Below are 23749 nucleotides of genomic sequence, written 5' to 3' on the forward strand. Positions count from 1 at the left end.
TAACCTCGGGTTAACAGTTACCAGTCGTCACACTAAAAGGTGGAGACATGACCGCATCGCTCACCCGCCCGTCGGAAGCCGAGAGCAAGGGCTTCGTCCCCGGCGTCCCGCTGTCCGAGCGCGAGGAGACCGCGCAGCGCCTGCTCGCCTCGTCGGCCCGCAAGTCCTACGACCCGACGGTGGAGGTCGACTGGGACGCCCCCGTCCCCACCGACAAGTACGGCATGACCCCCGAGTGGAGCACGCTGTACGGCACGGCGCTGTGGGACGAGATGACCGAGGAACAGCGCATCGAACTGACCAAGCACGAGGCCGCGAGCGTCTCGAGCGTGGGCCTGTGGTTCGAGATCCTGCTCATGCAGATGCTGCTGCGCGACGTCTACAACCGTGACAAGCACTCCCGCCACGTGCAGTTCGCCCTCACCGAGGTCGCCGACGAGTGCCGCCACTCCGTCATGTTCGGCCGGGCCGGGGAACGCCTCGGCATGCCGGACTACGGCCCGGCCCGCTACATCCACCGCCTCGGCCGGGTGTGGGGCGGGTTCTTCCGGGGTGCCAACGCCTACGCGAGCGTCATGGCCGCGGAGGAGATCCTGGACATGATGCAGCGCGACTTCATGCGCGACGAACGCGTCCAGCCGGTCACCCGCACGGTCAGCAAGATCCACGTCCTCGAAGAGGCCCGGCACATCCGGTTCGCCCGCGAGGAGGTCGCGCGCCGGCTGGCCGGGGCGAGCCGCGCCCGCCTGCAGTTCGAGCGGATCAACACCGCGGTGACCGTGTACTTCGTGGTCAAGAGCATGATCCATCCCGACGTGTACAGCAACGCGGGACTCGACCGAGACCGCGCACTCGCCGAGGCCGCGAACAACACCCACTACCACGACCGCGTGCGCAAGTCCGGCGCCAAGCTCATGACGTTCCTCGACAGCGTCGGCCTGATCGGTGGGCCGTCGAAGATTCTCTACAAGAAGGTCCACCTGCTCTGAGCCGTCACCGGCGGGGTCGCGCGAGGTCGTGGGGTCTCGCGCGACCCGTCCGGTCGGGGTCGCCGGCACGCACCCTCATCCGGTCGGCCGCTCGAGATCGGCTCGCTCCCAGCGGCCGAGATCGGCGGCCGCCTCGTAGGTGCTGCGCAGGAACCGCAGTAGTTCCGCGTCGGGGTCGGCCGCGGTCCGCACCGCCTCGTACGGCAGCAGGAACTCGCCCAGTTCGGTGGAGTAGTACGCGGCGTCCGGGTGCACCGGATACTCGGCGAAACCCTCCGGCGCCGGATAGGCGTAGGAATAGAAGGCGCCTTCGTCCGCGCCCCCGGGCCAGAATCCGCAGCTGCTGAGCTCGTGCGAATAGGCCTCGGTCATCACCCAGTCGGCGCAGTTGGGGATGCCTCCGGGGTGCGGTGGCGCGGTGCGCCCGGAGAAGCGCGTGCAGGCGAGATCCATCGCGCCCCAGAAGAAGTGCACCGGACTGACCTTGCCGAGGAAGTCCCCTCGGAACTCGTGCAGGACGCGATCGGCCTCGAGCAGTTGCCGCCAGAAGAGGTGGGCCGCGTCGGGGTCGTACGTGTTGTGCTCGTGGTCCTGCACAAACGGAATCGCCGGATCCACCTCGTTCGGGGTGCCCTGGATCCGGGTGGCGATGCCCAACTCGTCCAGGGTGCCGAGAACGCGTCCGTGAAAATCCGCCACCGACTGCGCAGCGAGCGGGACGCAGCCGCTGCCACCGTCGCTCGAGCGGATGCGCAGGATGTGCTCGCAGAGGTCGAACTCGATGTCGAATACGTTGTGCCGGTAAGGAATCGACGAGGTCCCCAGCCCGCGAGGCGTGACGTACAGCGTCGCCTGCCACCAGTGGTTGACCATCGGCGCGTGAGCCAGCCGGATCTTGCCGACGATCTGCAACCACATGTGCAGGGTGTCCCGAGTCGCGGCCCAGTCGGCCGTGCGCAATCGCGGCCACGCCTCGCCCGGAACCGATGCCGATTCGTTCACCACGCCTCCCCGGTTCGGGAAACGACCCTACTCGGCCGGGCCGTCCGCCGGGCCTCCTCGACGGAATCCCGTCGCCGGCGCACCCGCTCCGGGAACGCGTATCCGGACAAGTGCTGCGCCGCCGTCGGCGGCGGCGCAGAATTCAGGTACGAACCGCGACTCCCGCCGGGGGCACCATGGCCACATCGTCCGACCTCCCCACGGTGGGGGTCGAAGAGGAATTCCTCCTCGTCGACGCGGAAACCGGAGAACCCGCCGTCAACAACTCCGACGTCGTCGAGCAGGCCCGCGCCCTCGGGGTGGAACTGCAGTACGAACTGGACCGGTGCCAGGTCGAAACGGCGTCAGGGGTCTGCCACGACGCCCACGAGCTGTACACCGACCTGTCCACCCGGCGATCCCTCGTCGCCGAGGCCGCCCGCCGTTGCGGTTCCCGGCTGGTGGCGGTGGGTGTCCCGGTCGTCGGGTCCCGGGAGCTTCCGGTCACGGAGAAGCCGCGGTACCTGCGGATGGAACGCCACTTCGGCATGCTGGCCCGCGAACAGGGCATCTGCGGCTGTCACGTGCACGTGGCCGTGCCGGACCGGGCGACCGCCGTGCAGGTGAGCAATCACCTCCGGCCGTGGCTGCCCACCTTGCTGTCGTTGTCGGCGAACTCCCCGATCCACCGGGGAGTCGACACCGGGTACGCGAGCTGGCGCTCGATCCTGTGGTCGCGCTGGCCGAGCGCCGGTCCGCCACCGTACTTCTCGTCGGTGGAGGAGTACGACAACACCGTCGCGGCCATGCTGGAGTGCGGCAGCATCCTCGACAAGGCGATGGTCTACTGGGACGTCCGTCCGTCGACCAATTTCCCCACCGTCGAGGTGCGGGTGTGCGACGTCCCCGTGACCGTCGCCGAGACGGTCCTCGTCGCCGTCCTCGTTCGCGCTCTGGTGCTCACGGCTCTGCGCGATCTCGAAGCGGGCCGCACCGCCGTGGCCTTCTCCTCCGAAGTACTGCGGGCCGCGTACTGGCGCGCGGCGCGCGACGGCCTGCCCGGCGACGGCATCGACCTGCCCTCGACCGCCCGCCGCCCGGCCGCGCACCTGCTCCGGGCGATGATCGAGCACGTCCGGCCGGCCCTCGAGGATCTCGGCAGCTACCAGCACGCCCGCGAGGGCCTGCACACCGTGCTGGCGTGCGGAAACGGGGCTGTCCGGCAGCGACGGGTGTTCGCCGCCGGCGGCACCGCCCAGGACGTGATCGCCCGGCTGGCCGAACTGACGTCCGCCGGGTGCACCCACTGAGCCGCGGAACACACTCACCTATCCCTAGCTTTCCGGTCGGGAATTGGTTACGGTCTGCGCCGTGCTCCTGCTGACCCGTCGCCGCCACATCGACTTCGCCCGCACGGCGACGTCCACGTGTCCGTGCCCGTAGGCCCGTCTCTCCCCCGAACCGACTGTCGAGGAAGCACATTCATGACCACTGCTCCGTCCACCCACCTGCGCGCCGTCGTCGACACGAATCGTGAGGCGATCGCCGGCGACCCCACCCGGGCTCACGCCGTCTTCCGCGCCGAAGCGCACGGGCACGACGCCGTCGCCAGCACCGTCGCCCTCGGCAGGTTCAGCGTCGAGGTCGACGAACCGCCGGCTCTCGGCGGGGAGAACACCGCGCCGAACCCCGTCGAGTACTACCTCGCCTCGCTGCTGTCCTGCCAGGTGGTGACCTACCGCGTCTGGGCAGAGCAGCTCGGGATCCGCGTCGACGACATCTCGGCGCGCGCCGAAGGCGATCTGGACGTGCGCGGGTTCTTCGGCTTCGGCGACGTCCGCCCCGGATTCGGGGAGGTGCGGGTCGCCGTTACGCTGTCGGGACCGGAGCCGCGCGAACGCTACCTCGAACTGCAGGAAGCGGTGGACGCCCACTGCCCCGTCCTCGATCTGACGCGCAACCCGACCCCGGTGCGAACCGTGGTCGAGATCGCGTGAATTTCGGGGCGCACTGGTCGGCGTCCCGCGGAGCAGATAGTGTCGGGCGCGTGAGCCGGACACGAATTCAGGCAATGCCGGGGCCCTCCGCCCGCTGCCACGCCGTGCGCATGTGTATGTGCGGGTGTCCGGCCGTCTGACCGGCCGCACCCGATCCTCGCCCGTACCGGGCATCCCGAGTGTGCATCGACGTGGCGTCCCCGTGTCTCGTCCCGGGCGGGAACCGTCACGTCACCCCGAGACGATCGTCGACCGAACAACGGAGCAGCAACCCCATGAGCGAAATCCCCATCGATCCCGCAGCCTCCTGGAGCTTCGAGACCAAGCAGATCCACGCAGGACAGCCCGCCGGCGGCGACACCCGCGCCCGCGCCCTGCCGATCTACCAGACCACCAGCTACACCTTCGACAACACCGACCACGCCGCCGCCCTGTTCGGCCTCACCGAACCCGGCAACATCTACACCCGCATCATGAACCCCACCCAGGACGCGGTCGAACAACGCATCGCCGCCCTCGAGGGCGGCGTCGCCGCCCTGCTCCTCGCCTCCGGCCAGGCCGCCGAGACCTACGCCATCCTCAACCTCGCCGCCGCCGGCGACCACCTCGTCGCCAGCCCCTACCTCTACGGCGGCACCTACAACCTGCTGCACTACACCCTGCCCCGCCTCGGCATCGAGGTCACCTTCGTCGACGACCCCGACGACCTCGACCAGTGGCGCGCCGCCGTCCGCCCCACCACCCGCGCCTTCTACGGCGAAACCATCGCCAACCCCAAGAACCATCTCCTCGACATCCCCGGCGTCGCCGCCGTCGCCCACGAGCACGCCCTGCCGCTGATCGTCGACAACACCGTCGCCACCCCCTACCTGATCCGCCCCCTCGAGCACGGCGCCGACATCGTCGTGCACTCGGCCACCAAATACCTCGGCGGCCACGGCACCGCCATCGCCGGGGTCATCGTCGACGGCGGCACCTTCGACTGGACCGCCGCCGGACCCGACGGCACCGCCCGCCACCCCCAGTTCACCACCCCCGACCCCAGCTACCACGGCGTGGTCTACGCCGACCTCGGCGCCCCCGCCTACGCCCTCAAGGCCCGCGTGCAACTGCTGCGCGACCTCGGCGCCGCGGTCTCCCCGTTCAACGCCTTCCTCATCGCCCAGGGCCTCGAGACCCTGAGCCTGCGCATGGAACGCCACGTCGCCAACGCCGGCAGGGTCGCCGACTTCCTCGCCCGCCGCCCCGAGGTCACCGCCGTCGCCTACGCCGGCCTCGACTCCTCCCCCTGGTACCAGCGCGGCCGGGCTCTGGCCCCGCGCGGGACCGGCGCGATCGTCACCTTCGAACTCGCCGGCGGCGTCGACGCCGGCAAGAAGTTCGTGAACGCGCTGACCCTGCACAGCCACGTCGCCAACATCGGCGACGTGCGCTCGCTGGTCATCCACCCCGCCTCGACCACCCACTCCCAGCTCACCGCCGCCGAACAACTCGCCGCCGGCGTCACCCCCGGCCAGGTCCGCCTCGCCGTCGGCATCGAACACATCGACGACATCCTCGCCGACCTCACCACCGGCCTCGAGGCTGCGGGCGCCTGATCCTGCCTCCCACACGCGGCCCCACCCCGGATACCGGGGTGGGGCCGTGCCTTTCGTGGCCGTGATCTACCGGGCGGCGACGCGGGTGGGGGCCTCGCCGAGTGCTCGCAGCGCCGGAACTCCCACCGGCTCGGTCGCGAGCAGCGGCACGACCGCGTAGCGCTCGGCGAGTTCGGTGCGGACCTTGTCGATCTGCCCGAGTTCGGCGGCGGCGCGGCGGCGCAGCAGCGGTGCGGTGGGCGCGGCGGCGGCCACGGAGTTGTCGATCACCCACGCCCAGGGGTGAATGCCGGCACGTTCGAGGTCGCCCTGGAGCCCCGCGGCCTCGAGCACGGGAGTGGTCTCGGCGAGGGTGATCAACAGGACCTTGGTCGAAGCCGGGTCCTGCAGGCGCATCATCGGGGTGACGGCGTGCAGGCCCGGGCCCAGCTGCCGGGTGACGTCGCGGTGGTAGGACCCGGTGGCGTCGAGCAGCAGCAGGGTGTGGCCGGTGGGCGCGGTGTCGACGACGACGAACTTGCGCCGGGACTCCTGGATCACCCGCGAGAATGCTTGGAACACCGCCACTTCCTCGGTGCACGGGGAGCGCAGGTCCTCGGCGAGGGTCGCCCGGCCCTGCTCGTCGAGGTGCGCACCCTTGGTGGCCATCACCCGCTCGTGGTAGGCGCGAGTGGCCTCGGCGGGATCGATGCGCGAGACATGGAGGTGTTCGACGTCGCCGTGCAGGGTCTCGGTCAGGTGTGCGGCAGGGTCGGTGGTGGTCAGGTGGACCTCGTGCCCGCGTTCGGCCAGGGCCACGGCGACGGCCGCGGCGACCGTGGTCTTCCCGACCCCGCCCTTGCCCATGCACATCACGAGACCGTGCCCGTCCCGCTCGATGTCGTCGATCAGGGCGCGCAGCGGTGCATCCGCGACGTCCGGCACCGCACCGATCTCCGGAGGGAGGTCCGTGCCGACGTCGGCCGTCTCGAACAGCGTCCCGAGGGCATCGAGACCGATCATGTTCGCGGCCTCGAGCTCGATCAGGTCCAGCGGCAAGGGTTTCAGCGCCGCCGGCATGCCCGCCAACGCGGCCTGTTCGCGGCGGTGGATCGCGAGGGCGAGGGGGTCCGTGTCGCCGGACGGCGCCGGCAGGACGCCGTTGACGACGACGTGCTGGCGGCTCAGCCCGAGCGCGGCGAGTTCGCCGTGGGTGCGGTCGATCTCGGCGAGAGCGGAGCGGGTGGCGCGGGCGACGAGCACGAGCCGGGTGCGCTGCGGGTCCGCCAGGGCGTCGACCGCGGCGGCGTACATGGTCTTCTGCTTGTCGAGCCCGGCGAGCGGTCCGAGGCACGACGCGTCACCCTTGCCCGCCGCGAGGAACTCGGTCCAGTTCCCGGGCAGCTGCAGCAGCCGGATGGTGTGTCCGGTGGGGGCGGTGTCGAACAGCACGTGGTCGAACGAGGCGATCTCGCCGTCGGTGTCGGTCAGCAGGGAGGTGAACTCGTCGAACGACGCGACCTCGGTGGTGCAGGAGCCGGAGAGCTGCTCGGTGATCGAGGCGATCTCGGCGTCGGGCAGCAATCCCCGCACCGGCCCGACGATGCGTTCCCGGTAGGCATCGGCGGCCTGCTCGGGATCGATCTCGAGCGCCGACAGGCCGGGCACCGCGGGAATCGCGGTGAGGGCGTTGCCGATCGTGAGGCCGAAGACCTGACCGACGTTCGAGGCGGGGTCCGTCGAGACCAGCAGCACCTTCTTCCCGGCGCGGGCGAGACGCAGTGCGCTCGCACAGGCGATGGAGGTCTTGCCGACGCCGCCCTTGCCGGTGAAGAACACGAACCTCGGCGGGTCGGTCAGAAACGTGGGGGTGGTCATCCGGTGCTCTCCTCGTCCTCGACGGCTCAGCAGCAGGTGGCGTCGCCGGGTGTGCAGCAGGCATCGTCCGCGACATTCAGCATCGTCGCGCCGACGGGTGCCTCGGCGACGTCGAGTCCCGCCCACGCGGCGAGCTGGGTCCGATCGGGGTAGCGCCCGGTGAGCACGGTGACGTCGTCGACGAGCACGAGCGGCAGACCGGCGGAGCCGGCGACCTCGAGGAAGCGCTTGACGGCGGGAGTGTGCGCGAAGGCCAGCGGATCGTTGGCCAGGTTGTGGCGGGTGATGGTGGCACCCTGATCCTTCAGCCACTGCATGTCGGCCGTGAAGGTGACGAGGTTGCGGTCCACGTCGTCGCCGCACACGCCGGTGTTGCAGCACAGGGCCGGCTCGAAGACTGCGATGGTGCTCATGGTTTCTCCTGGTCGGATCAGCGGGTGGGGGAAGCGGAGTCGAGCAGCCGGGCGGCGAGGGCGTCGACTCGGGCGGCGATGTCGTCGCGCACGAGGCGCATCCGTTCGATGCCGTCGATGCCGCGCTCGGACGGCTCGTCGGTGTCCCAGTTCTCCGCGTGCGCCGCGTCGACGCGGGCGTCGCGGCCGAGGGTGACGACGAGGTCGACCTCGGTCAGTAGCTGCGGATCGACCGGCTTGGGGTACTCGCCGGCCACCGGTGCGCCGACCTCCTCGAGCACCTGCACCGAGAGAGCGTTGAGCGCCGCACCCGGTGCCGTCCCGGCGGAGTGCACGACGATGCGGCCGCCGGCGGCCTTGCGCATCAGCGCGGCGGCCATCTGGGACTTGCCGCCGTTCTTCACGCAGACGAACAGCACCGAGGGTGTGTGCACGGGAGGGTTTCCTTTCGACCGGGCCGGCTGTCCGTTTGACGCCGTGTTTCGACAACCGTCAATATAGACGCATGCCGAATCAACCGCCGCGCGGGGACGAGCCCTGCTGCCCGCCGCTCAGCCGCGAGCCGCTCACCTCCGATTGGGCCGGTGACCTGGCCCGCATGTTCAAGGCCCTGGGCGATCCGGTGCGCCTGCGGATGCTGAGCCTGATCGCCAGCCACGAGGGTGGCGAGTGCTGCGTGTGTGACATCTCACCGTCCTTCGACCTGTCGCAACCGACCATCTCGCATCATCTGAAGGTGCTGCGGGAGGCCGGCCTCCTCGACTGCGAACGTCGCGGCACCTGGGTGCACTACCGGGTCGTCCCCGCCGCCCTGGCCCAGCTGTCCGCGGTGCTGTCCGTCGAATCCGGGCTCGTCGCGACCTCGTCGTGCGCGCCCGCCGGCACCCTCGAGGAGGTCGCCTCGTGACCACCACCCGCGACCACCCGGCCGTGGTCGGCAAGCTGTCCACCCTCGACCGGTTCCTGCCGGTGTGGATCGGCGTCGCCATGGTCGCCGGCCTGTTGCTCGGCCGCCTGATCCCGGGCCTCGGCGACATCATCTCCACCGTCGAGATCGACGGCATCTCGCTGCCGATCGCCCTCGGCCTGCTCATCATGATGTACCCGGTGCTGGCCAAGGTGCGCTACGACCGGCTCGACACCGTCACCGGCGACCGGCGGATGCTGATCGGCTCGCTGGTCCTCAACTGGATCGTCGGGCCGGCGCTGATGTTCGCCCTGGCCTGGCTGATGCTGCCCGACCTGCCCGAGTACCGCACCGGACTGATCATCGTCGGTCTGGCCCGCTGCATCGCCATGGTCATCATCTGGAACGACCTCGCCTGCGGCGACCGCGAAGCCGCCGCCGTGCTCGTCGCGCTCAACTCCGTCTTCCAGGTGATCATGTTCGCCGGCCTCGGCTGGTTCTACCTCTCGGTGCTGCCGGGCTGGCTCGGACTCGAACAGACCACCCTCGACGTCTCGCCCTGGCAGATCGCCAAGTCGGTGCTCATCTTCCTCGGCATCCCGCTGCTCGCCGGCTTCCTCACCCGCCACTTCGGCGAGAAGGCCAAGGGCCGGACCTGGTACGAGCAGAAGTTCCTGCCCAGGATCGGGCCGTGGGCCCTGTACGGCCTGCTGTTCACCATCGTGATGCTCTTCGCGCTGCAGGGCGAGCAGATCACCTCCCACCCGTGGGACGTCGCCCGCATCGCCCTGCCGCTGCTGGCGTACTTCGCGATCATGTGGGGCGGCGGCTACCTCCTGGGCGCGGCGATGGGCCTGGGCTACGAGCGCACCACCACCCTCGCGTTCACCGCGGCCGGCAACAACTTCGAACTCGCCATCGCCGTGGCCATCGCCACCTTCGGCGTCACCTCCGGACAGGCCCTCGCGGGCGTGGTCGGACCGCTCATCGAGGTGCCCGTGCTCGTCGGCCTCGTCTACGTCTCGCTCGCCCTACGCAAGCGCTTCGCCCCCTCCGCCACCCCCGCCGCTTCGTGAAGCCCGAGAGCCAGGGAGCCGACATGTCCGACCACTCCGACCGCCACCAGCCCGAACTGCTCATGCCGCAGGCGGTACTCCAGCGTGCCGCCGAGCACCTCGCCGACAAGTACGACGGGATCTTCTCCCCGCAGACCGTCGAACGGGTGGTGTTCGAGTCCTATGCGGCGCTGCGCCGCACCGCGACCGTCTACACCCACCTGACCGCGCTCGCCCCGCGCTTCGCCGCCGAACGCCTGACCGCACTGGCCCAGGCCGAAGGCGCCGTCGCCAAGGACGTTCCGGAGGTGCTGTTCGTCTGTGTGCACAACGCCGGCCGCTCCCAGATGGCCGCCGCCCTGCTGGATCACCACGCCGGTGGCCGCGTCCACGTCCGCTCCGCGGGCTCCGCGCCGATCGCGGCGATCAACCCGGTGGTGGTCGAGGCCATGGCCGAGCTCGGCCTCGATCTCGGCGCCGAGTTCCCCAAACCGCTCACCGACGACGTCGTCGCCGCCGCGGACGTGGTCGTCACCATGGGCTGCGGCGACGCCTGCGCGGTCTATCCCGGCAAGCGCTACCTCGACTGGACCGTCCCCGACCCGGACGGGCAATCCCTCGAGGTCGTCCGCACCATCCGTGACGACGTCGACGCCCGGGTCCGCGCTCTGCTCGCCGACCTCACCGCCGTTCCCACCGCCTGACACCCGAAAGGTTCCCTCGATGACCACCAAGCCGTCCGTGCTGTTCGTGTGCGTGCACAACGCCGGCCGCTCCCAGATGGCCGCCGGATTCCTCACCGCCCTCGCCGGCGACGCCGTCGAGGTCCGTTCCGCCGGCAGCGCCCCCGCCGATCAGGTCAACCCCGCCGCCGTCGAGGCCATGGCCGAGCTCGGCATCGACATCTCCACCCAATCCCCGAAGATCCTCACCACCGACGCCGTCGAAGCCTCCGACGTGGTGATCACCATGGGCTGCGGCGACACCTGCCCGGTCTTCCCCGGCAAGAGCTACCGCGACTGGGTGCTCGAGGACCCGGCCGGCAAGGGCGTCGAGTCGGTCCGCCCCATCCGCGACGAGATCAAGACGCGGGTCGAGGCGCTGATCGCCGAACTCGTCCCCGGCGCCGTCCGCAGCTGACCGAGCGCAGGGCGTGTCCGGCCGGATCCACCAGGACACGCCCTGCGGCCCGGCCGGGTCGGCCACACTGGAGCCGGGTCGACTCCCACCTTCCCCGCGAACCGAGAAGGGGTGCGCGATGACGGCACTGCCCATCGTCTGGCAACGCCTGGTCAGCCAGGGACAGACGTGCCGCCGCTGCGCCGGCACCGGTGAGCAGGTCCAGGACGCGGTCGGCACGCTCGAGCAGGTCCTGCGCCCGCTCGGCATCGCACCGCACCTCGAGGTCCGCGAACTCGACGACGCCGCCTTCGCCGCGAACCCGGCCGAATCCAACCGCATCTGGATCGCCGGCCGCCCGCTCGAGGACTGGCTCGACGCCGACGTCGGCAGCAGCCGATGCTGCTCGGTGTGCGGCGACTCCCCGTGCCGGACAGTGGCACTCGGACCGGTCACCTTCGAAGAGATCCCCGAACGACTGATCGTCAAGGCCGCCCTGATCGCCGCGGCGAGCCTGCTCGACGCCCCCGGTCACCCCTGACGGCCGGGATCGACGATCTGCGCACGCGATGACGAGGGAGACGATGAGCACGGTCGAGGTGGACGTCGTGGTGATCGGGGGCGGGCAGGCCGGCCTGGCCGCCGGGTACTACCTGCGCCGGGCCGGGCTCGAGTTCGTCGTCCTCGATGATCAGCCCACACCGGGCGGCGCGTGGCCTCACACCTGGCCGTCGCTGCGGCTGTTCTCCCCCGCGGAGTACGCGTCGCTGCCGGGATGGCCGATGCCGCCGTGGCGGGACGGGTTCCCACCCGCCCGGCACGTGATCAAGTATCTGACCGCGTACGAGCGCCGCTACGGCCTGCCGGTGCGGCGGCCGGTGCGGGTGCGGGCGGTCACCCGCGACGACGACGGGGAGCGGCTGCGGGTGGACACCGCGGAGCGGGTGTGGCGGGCACGGCGGGTGATCAGCGCCACCGGCACCTGGCAGCAACCGTTCTGGCCCGCTTGTCCCGGAGCCCGCGGCTTCGCGGGCAGACAGTTGCACACCGTGCAGTACCGCACCCCGGGTGAATTCGCCGGTAAGGCGGTCGTGGTGGTCGGCGGCGGCAACTCCGGCGCCCAGCTGGTCGCCGAGATCTCGGAGGTCACCGACACCACCTGGGTGACCACCCGGCCGCCGCGGTTCCTGCCGGACGACGTCGACGGACGCGTGTTGTTCGAGATGGCCTCGCGGCGCGCGCTGGCGCTGGCGGCCGGACGCCCCGATCCGGGCGGTATCACCGACCTCGGTGACATCGTGATGGTTCCGGAGGTCCTCGCGGCCCGGGACCGCGGCGCGCTGGATCCGCTGCCGATGTTCGACCGGCTGACCCGGGACGGCATCTCGTGGGACGACACCGGGGAGAGCCGGCGCGCGGACGTGATCGTCTGGGCCACCGGATTCCGCCCCGCCCTGGCGCCGCTGCGGCCGCTGCACCTGCGCGGGCCCGACGGTTCGATCGATGTGGCGGGCACCCAGGCGTTGAAGGAACCCAAGCTGCATCTGCTCGGCTACGGGGATTGGACCGGCCCCGGCTCGGCCACGTTGATCGGGGTCGGGCGCACCGCCAAGGCCACCGTCGCCAGCCTGGCGCTGGACCTCTGAGCCGGCACCGCGGCCGGAACGCCCCTATGAGCACCCCCGGGGCTCGAGCGGGACCGGAAGCCTCACACGATGCCGTAGGCGCGGTGGTCGGCCTCGCGGAGCGCGCCGACGTAGTCACCGCGTCCGCGGCCGGTCCCGTCCGCGCCGGACGACACGGCGAGCACGCCGCGGAACTCGTCGACACTGTGATATCCCTTGCGGCGCATCCACTCACGCACACCGTCGAGCAGGACGGCGGCGTACTCGGGTCCGTGGCGCAGCAATGCCGAGGCGGACTGCACGACGTCCGCACCGGCGAGCAGATACTCGATCACGTCGGTGGCGTCCTCGACGCCGGTGGTCGCGGCCAGGTCGGCGCGCACCCGTCCCCGCAGCAACGCGATCCAGGTCTGCGGCAACCGGGTCTCCGCGCGGGTCGACAGGGTCACGGCCGGGACCACCGTGAGGGTTTCGGAATCGATGCCGGGCTGCAGGAACCGGTTGAACAGCACCAGTCCGTCGGCCCCGGCCTCGTCGAGACGGAGCGCCATCTCGCCGATCGAACTGAACTGGGGGCTCATCTTGACCGCGACCGGCACGGTGACGGCGTCCGCGACCCGGTCCAGGACGTCGAGGTGTCGTTGTTCGACGTCCCGGCCACTGATGTGCGGATCACCGGGCAGGTAGTAGATGTTCAGCTCGATGGCGGCCGCACCGGCGTCCTGCATCGAGCGTGCGTAGCCCGCCCACGCGCCCGGGGTGACGCCGTTCAGGCTGCCGATCACCGGGACGGCGACCGCCTGCGCGGCGCGTTCGAGCAGGCTCAGGTAGCGGCGCGGTCCGTGGTCCTCGACGGCGTCGTCCGGTAAGTACGACAAGGACTCGGCGTAGCTCTGCGAACCGTGCTCGGTCAGTGCCGCATTGCGTTCCGCCTCGCGCAGCAGCTGCTCCTCGAACAGCGAACACAGCACCACCGCACCGACGCCCGCGTCGGCGAGCCGGCGGACCCCACCGACCGTGCGGGACAGTGGGGATGCCGCCGCCATCAGGGGATTCGGCAGGTCCAGGCCCAGGTAGCGCGTCGACAGGTCCATCAGCGATCCTTGCGGGCGTCGGCGGTGAAGTGGTGCGACCCTTGCGATGCCATGTCCTCGTACCGGTCCCAGCGCTGAGCGATCGCCTCTTCGGCGAGGCCGAGAAGCCGGTCGTATTCCGCCGGGTCGGTGTTGGCGAGCGCGCGGTACCGCAGCTCGCGGCTGCGGTAGTCCTCGAGCGGAATCCTCGGCCGGTGCGAATCGAGCAGGAACGGATTCTCCCCGGCCGCCCGCAACACCGGGTCGTAGCGGATCAGCGGCCAGTGCCCGCTGGCCACCGCGCGGTACTGCTGGTCCATCCCGTGACGCATGTCGATACCGTGCGCGATGCACTGACTGTAGGCGATGACGAGCGACGGGCCCTCGTAGGCTTCGGCTTCCCGCATCGCCTGCAAGGTGTGCTGCGGATCGGCACCCATCGCGACCCGGGCGACGTAGACGTTGCCGTAGGCGATGGCCTGCAACGCAAGGTCTTTCATCGGAACCGTCTTGCCGGCTGCGGCAAACTTCGCGATCGCGCCGAGCGGGGTGGCCTTGGACATCTGTCCCCCGGTGTTGGAATACACCTCGGTGTCGAGGACCAGGACGTTGACGTTGTGACCGCTGGCCAGGACGTGGTCGAGACCCCCGGCACCGATGTCGTAGGCCCAGCCGTCGCCGCCGACGATCCACACGCTGCGCCGCACCAGGTGGTCGAGCACACTGCGCAGGTCGGCGGTCGTGGTCGGATCAAGCTCTGCGAGAAGGGTTTCGAGTTCGGCGACTCGTTCCCGCTGGGCGCGCAGCTCGGACTCGCGCAGTTGCGGCGCCGTCAGGATGCTGTCGACGAGGTCGGCACCGACCGCCTCCCGTAGTTCGGTCAGGCGCCGCCGGGCGAGCCGGGTGTGCTCGTCGGCGGCCAGCCGGAACCCCAGCCCGAATTCGGCGTTGTCCTCGAACAGCGAGTTGGACCAGGCGGGGCCGCGTCCGTCCGCGTTGGTCGCCCAGGGGGTGGTGGGCAGATTGCCGCCGTAGATCGACGAGCAGCCCGTGGCGTTCGCGATCATCAACCGGTCGCCGAACAGTTGGGAGAGCAGCTTGAGGTACGGGGTCTCCCCGCAGCCCGCGCAGGCGCCGGGAAATTCGAACAGCGGCTCGAGGAACTGCGTTCCGCGGACGGTGCCGAAGTCCACCCGGGCCCGGTCGGCCGTCGGCAGCGTCTCGAAGAAGGCGATGTTCTCGCGTTCGGCGGCCACTCGCGGTTCGCGGGGTGCGAGGTTGATGGCCTTGGTGACCGTCGCGCCGGGAGTCACGGCGGGACAGGCCTCGACGCACAGCCCGCACCCGGTGCAGTCCTCGGCGTAGACCTGCAGGGTGTACCGGGCATCCGGCAGACCCACGGCCCCCAGTGCCGCCGAGCCGAACTGCTCCGGGGCACCGTCCAGGTGGGATTTGTCGTAGAACTTGGTGCGGATCACGCTGTGCGGACAGGCGAAACTGCAGTTTCCGCACTGGATGCAGGTGTCCGGGTCCCATGCTGCGACCAGTTCCGAAATGTTGCGCTTCTCGTAGGCGGTGGTGCCGCTCGGATAGGTCCCGTCGACGGGAAACGCGCTGACCGGCAAGGCATCCCCACGCCCGGCCATCATCTCCGCGGTGACGGTGCGGACGAACTCGGGCGCGTGCTCCGGCACGATCGGCGCCGGTACTCGGGTGGTGGTCACCCGGCCGGGCACCTCGATCCGGTGCAGCTCGTCCAACGCCCGGTCCACCGCGGCCAGTTCGCGTCGCAGCACGTCGGCTCCACGGTTGCCGTAGGTCTTCTCCACCGACTTCTTGATCCGGGCGACGGCCTGCTCACGCGGCAGCACATCCGAGATCGCGAAGAAGCAGGTCTGCAGCACGACGTTGATCCGCCCGGCGAGCCCGACCTCGCGAGCGATCCGGCCCGCGTCGACGGCGTACAGCGTGATCCCCTTGTCGAGGATCTGTTCCTGGACCCGGCGGGGCAGCGCGTCCCAGACCTTGTCCGGCCGGTGTCTGCAGTTCAGCAGCAGGGTCGCTCCCGGTGCGGCCGGTCCCAGGACGTCGATCTTGTCGAGGAATCGGAACTGATGGCAGCCGACGAGGTCCGCGCGGCTCACCAGATACGGTGCGCGGATGGGCCGCGGTCCGAAACGCAGATGCGAGACGGTCTGCGAGCCGGACTTCTTCGAGTCGTAGACGAAGTAGCCCTGCGCGTGCAGGTGTTCCTCGTCGCCGAGGATCTTGATGGTGTTCTTGTTGGCCCCGACGGTCCCGTCCGAGCCCAGGCCGTAGAAGATCGCCCGCACGGTGTCGGGGGATTCGATGTCGAAGGACGGGTCGTAGGTGATGCTGGTGCCGGACACGTCGTCGTCGATGCCGACGGTGAACCGGCGTCGGGGCCCCTCACGGGCGAGCTCGGCGAAGACGCCGGCCACCATCCCGGGCGTGAACTCCTTCGACGACAGGCCGTAGCGGCCGCCGCAGATCCGGGGCATGACGGCTCGCTCACCGTCGGCATGTGCCTCCGCGAGGGCCGCGACGACGTCGAGATACAGCGGCTCGCCGTGCGACCCGGGCTCTTTGGTGCGGTCCAGCACGCCGATCGTGCGCACCGTCGCCGGCAGCGCCGCCAGCAGCGCCTCGGCGGGAAAGGGTCGGTACAGCCGCACCTGCACCACCCCGACGCGCTCACCGCGGGCGGCGAGCGCGGCAGCGGTGTCGGATGCGGTCTGCGCCCCGGATCCCATCAAGACCAGCACCCGTTCCGCCTCGGGGTGCCCGGCGTACTGGACGATGCGCAGGCCGCGGCCGGTGCGCTCACCCAACTGCGCCATCAGCTCGTCCACCACCGCCGGAACCCGGGCGTAGAACGGGTTGACCGTCTCCCGTGCCTGGAAGTAGGTGTCCGGGTTCTGCGCGGTGCCCCGGATGAACGGCCGCTCCGGCGACAACGCGCGTCCGCGATGCTCGTGGATCAGTTCCTCGGGCACCAGTGCCCGCAGGTCGTCGTCGGTCAGCGTCTCGATGGTGTTGAGCTCGTGCGAGGTGCGGAAGCCGTCGAAGAAGTGGACGAACGGCACCCGCGTCCGCAGGGTCGCGGCCTGCGCCACCAGCGCCAGGTCGTGTGCTTCCTGCACCGAGGCCGAGGCGAGCAACGCGAACCCGGTCTGGCGCACCGCCATCACGTCCGAATGGTCCCCGAAGATCGACAGTCCCTGCGCGGCCAGGGACCGGGCCGCAACATGCATGACCGCCGAGGTCAGCTCGCCGGCGATCTTGTACATGTTCGGGATCATCAGCAGCAGGCCCTGCGACGCGGTGAACGTCGTCGCCAGTGCCCCGCCCTGCAGCGCGCCGTGCAGCGCGCCCGCCGCGCCGCCCTCGCTCTGCATCTCCACCACACTCGGCACGGTGCCCCACAGGTTCGGCCGGTGCCGGCTGGACCATTCGTCGGCCAGCTCGGCCATCGCCGACGACGGGGTGATCGGATAGATGCAGCACACTTCGTTGAGCCGGTAGGCGACCGACACGGCCGCCTCGTTTCCGTCCACCGTGGCACGCGTCATGTCGGCTCCGGAAACATCTCGATGGCGTGCACCGGGCACTGCTCGAAGCACTCGGCGCAGCCGGTGCACTTGCCGTAGTCGTACCGGTAGCCGTGGCCGGGACCCAGCTTGACGATCGCGTCCTCCGGGCACGCGCCGAGGCAGCCGTCGCACTCGAAGCAGTTGCCGCACGACAGGCACCGGCCCGCCTCGAAGGTCGCCGCCTCCGCCGACACTCCGCCGACCACCTCGTCGAATCCGGAAAGACGTTCCTCGACAGGCAATTCCGGCTGGACCCGCCGATCCGCGTCGGCGAAGTACCACAGGTGCAGCTGGTCGAACGTCGCGATCGGATGCTTGGCGGGCCGCTCGCCGGACACTCGACGCAGCCAGGCGTCGATGTGGTGCGCCGCCTTCTTCCCGTGCCCCACCCCCACCGTGACGGTGCGCTCGCCGGGCACCATGTCGCCGCCTGCGAACACCCCGGGGCAGCCGGTCATCAGCGACTCGTCCACCCGCACGCTGCCGTCCCGCTCGAACTCGACCCCGGGCAGCGTGCGCATGAACGCCGACTCGGTCTCCTGGCCGATCGCCATGATCAGGGTGTCCGCGGCCAGCGTCTCGAAACGCCCGGTGGGCCGTGGACGACCGGACCCGTCGAGTTCCATGACCTCGACCTGCAGTTCGGGCCCGTCGAAGGCGGTGACCGTGCGCAGCCAGTTGATCCGCACGCCTTCGCGTTCGGCGTCCTCGGCCTCCTCCGCGTGGGCGGACATCTGCTCGCGGGTGCGGCGATAGACGATGACCGCGTCCTCGGCCCCGAGCCGGCGGGCCACCCGGGCCGCGTCCATCGCCGTGTTGCCGGCGCCGTAGACGGCCACGTGCCGCCCGACGGGCGGGTTCTCCCCGGAGGCGACACCGCGCAGGAACGACACCGCGTCGATCATCGTGCCCGCGTCGCAGGCCGGGATGTCGACCCGTTTGGCCAGATGCGCGCCGACCGCGACGAACACCGCGTCGAAACCGCCCTCCGCGCGTTCCGCCGCGAGATCCTCGACCCGGTGGTTGCAGGTCAGCCGCACCCCCAGTGCCGCGACCCGCTCCAGCTCCGCCTCGAGCACGTCGCGCGGAAGCCGGTAGTTCGGGATGCCGTAGCGCATCATCCCGCCGGGCGCGGCGCCGGCGTCGCGGATCTCGACGTCGTGGCCGCGGCGGGCGAGGTGACAGGCGGCGGACAGCCCGCTCGGCCCGGCACCGATCACCAGTACCCGCTTGCCGGTGCGGGTGGGGGGCGGCTCGAACATCCAGCCCTGCTCGCGTGCCTGGTCGCCGAGAAAGCGCTCCACCGAATGGATGGACACGGCGCTGTCCAGAGTGGCGCGGTTGCAGACGGATTCGCAGGGGTGGTAGCACACCCGGCCGTGGACGGCGGCGAACGGATTGTCGGCGACGAGCTGCCGCCAGGCCTGCTCGTACCGGCCGGCCTTCGCGTGCGCGAGCCAGGCCTGGATGTTCTCCCCGGCGGGGCACCGTGCGTTGCACGGCGGCAGCAGATCCACATACACGGGCCGACGCCGGCGCACCGGCCCCGCGCGGGGACGGCCGTGCACCAGATCCGGCAGCGGCGTGAGCTCCTCCGACGGCCGGGCCGGACGCCCGCCCGTCGCCCCGCCACTGCGCTCGTCGGCAGTCATCCCCTCACGATAGGGCTCCGGCCGGGTGTCCGGCACCGGATTGCGGCGGCGCCGGCATGCCGACGACGCGCCGGCTCGGGCCCGCCTACGGGCGGGGGCCCGGAGCGGGGCCGTGGGTGTCGCTCAGCAGCACGTCGTCGCGGCGGGCGCCTTCTCGGTGCCGGTCGCCGATTCCTGCTCCCGTTCGGCGGCGGAGCCGCAGCACACGCCCTCCGCGTTCTCGTCCTGGTCGAGCAGCTTCGGGCTCGTGCCGAAGGTCTCGCTGTCGGCGAGGACGGTGTAGACCTCCCACTTCTCCCCCGCCGGGCCGGTGACCCACACCTTGTCCTGGGTGGCGAAGCAGCAGGTGGTGCCGATCTCCTCGTCGGTGAACAGGCCTTCGTCCGTGAGGCGGGCGATCTCGGAGTGCACCTTCTCGCTCGAGTCGACCTCGACGCCGAGATGGTTGATCGAGCCGCCCTTGCCCGCGTTCTCGATCAGGACGAGCTTCAACGGCGGCTCGGCGATCGCGAAGTTCGCGTAGCCGGGCTTCAGCTTGGCCGGCTCGGTGCCGAACAGCTTGGTGTAGAACGTCACGGCCTCCTGCAGGTCGTCGACGTTGAGGGCGAGCTGGACGCGGGACATGATGACCTCCACCTGTGAGACATACGTCGAATTACTGGTTTCACTGTCGCCACCTTTTTGACATATGTCAAGAGGGGTGGATGATGGGAGCATGCCCAAGGCGCTCCCGGTCATCGACGTCTCCGCCCCCATCTGCTGTGCGCCGGTCTCGGCGGCACCGATGAGCGAGGCAGCCGCCCTCGAGGTGGCGCTGCGGCTCAAGGCGCTCGCCGACCCGACCCGCATCCAGCTGATGTCGATCCTGCTCACCACGCGGGAGGACGACGTGTGCACGTGCGACCTGGCGTCGGCCGTCGGGCTGACGGAGTCGACCGTCAGTCACCATCTCGGCCAGCTCCGCAAGGCCGGGATGGTGCAATCGACCCGCCGCGGCATGAACGTCCACCACCGTGCCTGCAGCGACGCACTGCAGGCACTCCGCCTCGTCCTCGACCCCCACTGCTGCACCTGAGTGGCCGAATGTCACACCGGTTCGATCACATCGAACCGGTGTGACATTCGGCCGGGCGGCCCCCGCTCACACCGCGCCGAACAGTGCCTCCGCGTTGTCCCAGCACACCGCGCGGACCCATTCGCTGCCGAGATCGAGCCGTTCGACCGCCTCGAGCTGATGGATGTACGGGTACGGGATGTTCGGGAAGTCGCTGCCGAACAGCACCTTCGAGCCCAGCGCCCGCAGCCGCGGCAGCTCGTCCTCCGGGAACGGCATCGACTCCTGGGTGAAGTCGGTGAACGCCATGGTCGTGTCGAGGTGCACCCGCGGATATTTCTCGGCCAGTTCGAGGAACTCGCGATACTCGGGCATGCCCATGTGCGCGACGATCAGCGCCAGCCGCGGGAACCGGTCCAGCAGCGCGGCGATCGGCCCGGGCCCGGTGTGCGCGCCCGGCGCCGGCCCCGAGCCGCAGTGGATGACGATCGGCACCCCGGCGTCTTCGAGCAGGCCCCACACCGGATCGAGCAGCGGATCGTTGGGGTCGTAGTCCCCGACCTGGATGTGCGACTTGAACACCCGTGCGCCGTGCTCGAGCGCCGCGGCGACATAGTCACCCGCCTCGGGCTCGGGGTAGAACGTCGCGGTGTGCAGGCAGTCGGGGGTGCGGGCCGCGAAGTCCACGGCCCAGGAATTCAGCCACGCGGCCATCGCGGGCTTGTGCGGGTAGAGCATCGCCGTGAATCGACGGACCTCGAAACGCCGCAGCCGCTCGACGCGTTCCTCCTCGGCGTGCCGATAGGTGATGGGCCATTCGCGTCCCACGAGCGGTCCGGCGGAATCGAAGTATCCCCACACCTTGTCCATGACGCTCTTGGGCATGAAGTGGGTGTGCACGTCGATCAGACCGTCGAGGCCGTGCCGGTCCCGGAAGTCGGCTACCTGCTGCGCTTCGTCCATCCCCCGAAGGTAGCGACCCCACCGCCGGTGCGCCTTTTGGGCTGCCCCAGCCGCCCGAAGGACACACCGGCGCCGAAGGCGCCTCAGAAGTACACGGCGATGCGACGGCCGTCGATCTCGTGCACGGCGATGTCCATGTCGTAGACCTTGCGCAGCACCTCGGGCCGGAGGATCTCGTCGACGTCCCCGTCGGCGACGACGGCACCGTCGCGCATCGCGACGATGCGATCGGAGTGGCACGACGCGAAGTTGATGTCGTGGATCACCAGGATCACGGTCTTGCCCATCTCGTGGGCCATCCGTCGCAGCAGCTGCATCATGTGCTGCGAGTGCTTCATGTCCAGGTTGTTCAGCGGTTCGTCGAGCAGCACGTAGTCGGTGTCCTGCGCGAGCACCATCGCGACGAACGCCCGCTGCCGCTGCCCGCCGGAGAGCTGGTCGAGGAAGCGGTGCTCGAACCCGCCCAGGCCGGTGTACTCGATGGCGCGGTCGACCGCGTCGTGGCAGGACGCCGACAGCCGGCCCTTCGAATGCGGGAAGCGCCCGAACTCGACGAGTTCACGCACCGACAACCGCACCGCGGTGGTGTTGTCCTGGCGCAGCACCGACAGTTTCTTCGCCAGCGCGTCCGAGGGGGTGGCCCGCAGGTCGAGCCCGTCGATGCTGACCGATCCGGCGTCGGAGTCGAGCAGCCGCGCGACGATGGTCAGCAGTGTCGACTTGCCGGCGCCGTTGGCACCGATGATCGACGTGAGCCCGCCGCGCGGGACGTCGATATCGACGGGCCCGAGCACGGTGGTGCCGGCGTAGTTCTTGGCGAGATCCCGGACGGTGATCACAGGCGTGCACCCCTCACGAGCAGGGAGATGAAGTAGATGCCGCCGACGAAGTTGACGACGACGATGAGGCTCGAGTTGTAGTCGAGCAGCCGGGCGAGGACGAACTGCCCGCCGACCAGCGCGACGATCGCGACGAGCGTCGCGGCGGGCACCGTCCAGCGGTGCCGGAACGTGCCGACGAGTTCCCGGGCCAGGTTGGCCACCAACAGCCCGAGGAACGTGATGGGCCCGACGAGCGCGGTGGACACCGAGACCAGCACCGCGACGACGATCAGCGCGCGAGTGACGACGCGCCGATGGTCGACGCCGAGGCCGACCGCGTGCTCGCGGCCCAGCGCGACGACGTCGAGCTGACGCAGCAGCGGCACCGAGAACGCCGTCGCCGCGACGACGAGCAGGGCCGACACGGCGAGCAGGTCGACCTGCACGTTGTTGAAGCTGGCGAACAGCACGTCCTGCAGGGTCATGAAGTCGTTGGGGTCGATCAGCCGTGACACCAGCGACGACAGCCCCCCGAACAGGGCGCCGAGCACGATACCCACGAGCACCAGCACGTACAGGTCGCGGGATCCGCGGTCGAAGAGCCATCGGAACAGCACGAGCGCGAAGACGACCATGGCGAGCACCTCGACCCCGAACTTCAGGCGCGGATCCAGTGTCGCGAGGGCGCTCGCGCCGAACAGGAACACCACGAGGGTCTGCAGCAGCATGAACAGGCTGTCGAAGCCCATCACGCCCGGGGTGAGGATGCGGTTGTTGGTGACGGTCTGGAAGATCACCGCGGCGAAGGCGGTGGCGTAGCCGACGAGCACCATCGACAGCACCTGCCGGCCGCGGATCTTCATGGCGAAGTCCCACGAGCCGGTGACGAAGAGGAACAGGTAGGCGCACACCGCCAGTGCGGCGACGGCGCCGAGCACGACAAGCACGCGGGCAGGGTTCCGGCGACGGGTCGCGGGGGGCGCGGCGAGGACCTGGCTCATCGCGCACCTCGCCGGGTGCGCAGGATCAGCGCGATGAACACGACGGCGCCGACGACGCTCGCGACGGTGCCGACCGGGATCTCGTACGGGTAGCGGATGACACGGCCGACGACGTCGCAGGCGAGCACGAATCCGGCGCCGGCGAGCGCGGTGATCGGCAGGACGCGGCGCAGGTTGTCGCCGAGCGCCATGGTGACCAGGTTGGGCACGACGAGGCCGAGGAACGGGATGGCGCCGACGACGACGGTGACGACGGCGGTGGTGACGGCGACGACGACCATCCCGATGTTGATCACCAGCTGGTACGGGACGCCGAGGTTCTTCGCGAAGCCCTCGCCGAGGCCGGCCACGGTGAAGCGGTCGGCGTACAGATAGGCGACGGCCATGACGGCGACGACGACCCAGATGATCTCGTAGCGGCCGCGCAGGATGCCGGAGAAGTCGCCGCTGGTCCACGTGTTCAGGGCCTGCATCAGTTCGAGCCGGTAGGCGAAGAACGTGGTGACGGCCATGACGACGCCGCCGAACATGAGGCCGACGAGCGGCACGACGATCATGTCGGTGAACCGGACACGGCGCAGCAGCCGCAGGAACAGGAAGGTGCCGACGAGGGAGAAGGCGACGGCGACGAGCATCTTGCCGAGCACGGACTGGCCGCCGAGGAACAGGGTCGCGACGAGGATGCCGAGCAGGGCCCATTCGACGGTGCCGGCGGTGTCCGGCGCCACGAACCGGTTGCGGGTCAGGTGCTGCATGATCAGGCCGGACACGCTCAGGGCGGCGCCGGCGAGCAGGATCGCGATCAGTCGGGGCACGCGCGAGACGAAGAACACCTCGAGGGTCGCGGTGTCGCCGCGCAGCAGGTCTGCGGGCGTGACGTCGGCGACGCCGACGAACAGGGACGCGAAGGCGGCGACGGCGAGCAGCACGGCGCCCAGCAGGACGGGACGCAGACGCACGGCCGGGCCGGCGGCCGCACGCGGGGTGCGGTCGCCGGCCCTGCCGGTCGTTACCGGGGCGCTCACGGGCG

23 protein-coding genes are annotated in these 23749 nt (G+C 70.3%); 11 read left to right on the forward strand and 12 right to left on the reverse strand.

What is annotated here, in order from left to right:
• Window positions 1-47 precede the first annotated feature (47 nt).
• Window positions 48-989, forward strand: a complete 942-nt coding sequence (locus LZP97_RS17605) for an AurF N-oxygenase family protein (protein ID WP_017679675.1) — start codon at window positions 48-50, stop codon at window positions 987-989.
• Between the two features lie 75 nt (window positions 990-1064).
• On the opposite strand, the gene LZP97_RS17610 is transcribed toward LZP97_RS17605, so the two are convergent.
• On the reverse strand, window positions 1065-1994 hold the full coding sequence (locus LZP97_RS17610) for a DUF5996 family protein (RefSeq protein ID WP_072786501.1): 930 nt from the start codon (window positions 1992-1994) through the stop codon (window positions 1065-1067).
• A 173-nt stretch (window positions 1995-2167) separates the two neighbouring features.
• On the opposite strand from LZP97_RS17610, the gene LZP97_RS17615 reads away from it, so the two are divergent.
• The 3 genes from LZP97_RS17615 to LZP97_RS17625 all read left to right on the forward strand — a co-directional run bounded on the left by LZP97_RS17615 (window position 2168) and on the right by LZP97_RS17625 (window position 5565).
• Complete coding sequence (locus LZP97_RS17615; protein WP_234574859.1) at window positions 2168-3280, forward strand: carboxylate-amine ligase; 1113 nt, start codon at window positions 2168-2170, stop codon at window positions 3278-3280.
• A gap of 174 nt (window positions 3281-3454) precedes the next feature.
• Window positions 3455-3967, forward strand: a complete 513-nt coding sequence (locus tag LZP97_RS17620) for an OsmC family protein (RefSeq protein ID WP_010593711.1) — start codon at window positions 3455-3457, stop codon at window positions 3965-3967.
• Between the two features lie 275 nt (window positions 3968-4242).
• On the forward strand, window positions 4243-5565 hold the full coding sequence (locus tag LZP97_RS17625; protein ID WP_040274731.1) for a bifunctional o-acetylhomoserine/o-acetylserine sulfhydrylase: 1323 nt from the start codon (window positions 4243-4245) through the stop codon (window positions 5563-5565).
• Window positions 5566-5631: 66 nt separating this feature from the next.
• Here the strand turns inward: LZP97_RS17625 and arsA are convergent, their stop codons facing one another.
• The 3 genes from arsA to LZP97_RS17640 are packed head-to-tail and all read right to left on the reverse strand — an operon-like array spanning window position 5632 to window position 8269.
• A complete protein-coding gene (gene arsA / locus LZP97_RS17630) occupies window positions 5632-7422 on the reverse strand; it encodes an arsenical pump-driving ATPase (RefSeq protein ID WP_048771618.1) in 1791 nt (596 codons plus the stop codon).
• Between the two features lie 26 nt (window positions 7423-7448).
• A complete protein-coding gene (arsD, locus tag LZP97_RS17635; protein WP_010595618.1) occupies window positions 7449-7835 on the reverse strand; it encodes an arsenite efflux transporter metallochaperone ArsD in 387 nt (128 codons plus the stop codon).
• Window positions 7836-7852: 17 nt separating this feature from the next.
• Window positions 7853-8269, reverse strand: coding sequence for an arsenate-mycothiol transferase ArsC (locus LZP97_RS17640; protein WP_048771615.1), 417 nt, complete (start codon window positions 8267-8269; stop codon window positions 7853-7855).
• Window positions 8270-8340: 71 nt separating this feature from the next.
• Between LZP97_RS17640 and LZP97_RS17645 the strand changes: the two genes are divergently transcribed.
• The 6 genes from LZP97_RS17645 (at window position 8341) to LZP97_RS17670 (ending at window position 12562) form a co-directional block, all read left to right on the forward strand.
• Window positions 8341-8742 carry an ArsR/SmtB family transcription factor gene (locus tag LZP97_RS17645; protein ID WP_029540137.1) on the forward strand — a complete coding sequence of 134 codons (402 nt, stop codon included), beginning with the start codon at window positions 8341-8343 and terminating at the stop codon, window positions 8740-8742.
• Window positions 8739-9818, forward strand: a complete 1080-nt coding sequence (gene arsB / locus LZP97_RS17650) for an ACR3 family arsenite efflux transporter (RefSeq protein ID WP_010595621.1) — start codon at window positions 8739-8741, stop codon at window positions 9816-9818. Before LZP97_RS17645 ends, arsB begins: the two co-directional genes overlap by 4 nt.
• A 23-nt stretch (window positions 9819-9841) precedes the next feature.
• Window positions 9842-10501, forward strand: a complete 660-nt coding sequence (locus LZP97_RS17655) for an arsenate reductase ArsC (RefSeq protein ID WP_048771612.1) — start codon at window positions 9842-9844, stop codon at window positions 10499-10501.
• 19 nt (window positions 10502-10520) lie between these two features.
• Window positions 10521-10937: an arsenate reductase ArsC gene (locus LZP97_RS17660; RefSeq protein ID WP_006945074.1), complete on the forward strand. Its 417-nt coding sequence runs from the start codon at window positions 10521-10523 to the stop codon at window positions 10935-10937.
• Between the two features lie 118 nt (window positions 10938-11055).
• The gene (locus tag LZP97_RS17665) at window positions 11056-11457 is read left to right on the forward strand and encodes a DUF2703 domain-containing protein (RefSeq protein WP_048771608.1); all 402 of its coding nucleotides are present in this window, start codon (window positions 11056-11058) and stop codon (window positions 11455-11457) included.
• 43 nt (window positions 11458-11500) lie between these two features.
• Window positions 11501-12562, forward strand: coding sequence for an ArsO family NAD(P)H-dependent flavin-containing monooxygenase (locus LZP97_RS17670; protein WP_048771606.1), 1062 nt, complete (start codon window positions 11501-11503; stop codon window positions 12560-12562).
• Between the two features lie 62 nt (window positions 12563-12624).
• On the opposite strand, the gene LZP97_RS17675 is transcribed toward LZP97_RS17670, so the two are convergent.
• The 4 genes from LZP97_RS17675 to LZP97_RS17690 all read right to left on the reverse strand — a co-directional run bounded on the left by LZP97_RS17675 (window position 12625) and on the right by LZP97_RS17690 (window position 19504).
• Complete coding sequence (locus LZP97_RS17675) at window positions 12625-13635, reverse strand: dihydroorotate dehydrogenase-like protein (RefSeq protein WP_010595625.1); 1011 nt, start codon at window positions 13633-13635, stop codon at window positions 12625-12627.
• On the reverse strand, window positions 13635-17207 hold the full coding sequence (nifJ, locus tag LZP97_RS17680) for a pyruvate:ferredoxin (flavodoxin) oxidoreductase (RefSeq protein WP_048771603.1): 3573 nt from the start codon (window positions 17205-17207) through the stop codon (window positions 13635-13637). The genes LZP97_RS17675 and nifJ overlap by 1 nt, the downstream gene beginning before the upstream one ends.
• On the reverse strand, window positions 17204-18880 hold the full coding sequence (locus LZP97_RS17685) for an NAD(P)-binding protein (RefSeq protein WP_048771601.1): 1677 nt from the start codon (window positions 18878-18880) through the stop codon (window positions 17204-17206). Before LZP97_RS17685 ends, nifJ begins: the two co-directional genes overlap by 4 nt.
• A 123-nt stretch (window positions 18881-19003) precedes the next feature.
• The gene (locus LZP97_RS17690) at window positions 19004-19504 is read right to left on the reverse strand and encodes an ArsI/CadI family heavy metal resistance metalloenzyme (protein ID WP_010595628.1); all 501 of its coding nucleotides are present in this window, start codon (window positions 19502-19504) and stop codon (window positions 19004-19006) included.
• Window positions 19505-19595: 91 nt separating this feature from the next.
• Between LZP97_RS17690 and LZP97_RS17695 the strand changes: the two genes are divergently transcribed.
• A complete protein-coding gene (locus tag LZP97_RS17695) occupies window positions 19596-19955 on the forward strand; it encodes an Rv2640c family ArsR-like transcriptional regulator (RefSeq protein ID WP_010595629.1) in 360 nt (119 codons plus the stop codon).
• Window positions 19956-20021: 66 nt separating this feature from the next.
• Here the strand turns inward: LZP97_RS17695 and LZP97_RS17700 are convergent, their stop codons facing one another.
• The 4 genes from LZP97_RS17700 to LZP97_RS17715 all read right to left on the reverse strand — a co-directional run bounded on the left by LZP97_RS17700 (window position 20022) and on the right by LZP97_RS17715 (window position 23744).
• A complete protein-coding gene (locus LZP97_RS17700; RefSeq protein ID WP_010595630.1) occupies window positions 20022-20897 on the reverse strand; it encodes an amidohydrolase family protein in 876 nt (291 codons plus the stop codon).
• An 83-nt stretch (window positions 20898-20980) separates the two neighbouring features.
• Window positions 20981-21736: an iron ABC transporter ATP-binding protein gene (locus tag LZP97_RS17705; protein WP_010595631.1), complete on the reverse strand. Its 756-nt coding sequence runs from the start codon at window positions 21734-21736 to the stop codon at window positions 20981-20983.
• Window positions 21733-22719 (reverse strand): iron chelate uptake ABC transporter family permease subunit, encoded by a 987-nt coding sequence (locus LZP97_RS17710; RefSeq protein ID WP_234574861.1) that lies wholly within the window; start codon window positions 22717-22719, stop codon window positions 21733-21735. Before LZP97_RS17710 ends, LZP97_RS17705 begins: the two co-directional genes overlap by 4 nt.
• Entirely contained in the window at window positions 22716-23744 is a 1029-nt protein-coding gene (locus tag LZP97_RS17715) for an ABC transporter permease (RefSeq protein WP_010595633.1), read from the reverse strand. The genes LZP97_RS17710 and LZP97_RS17715 overlap by 4 nt, the downstream gene beginning before the upstream one ends.
• Window positions 23745-23749 lie beyond the last annotated feature (5 nt).

Source organism: Rhodococcus sp. DMF-1, from assembly GCF_021441945.1.
Lineage (GTDB): Bacteria > Actinomycetota > Actinomycetes > Mycobacteriales > Mycobacteriaceae > Rhodococcus > Rhodococcus ruber.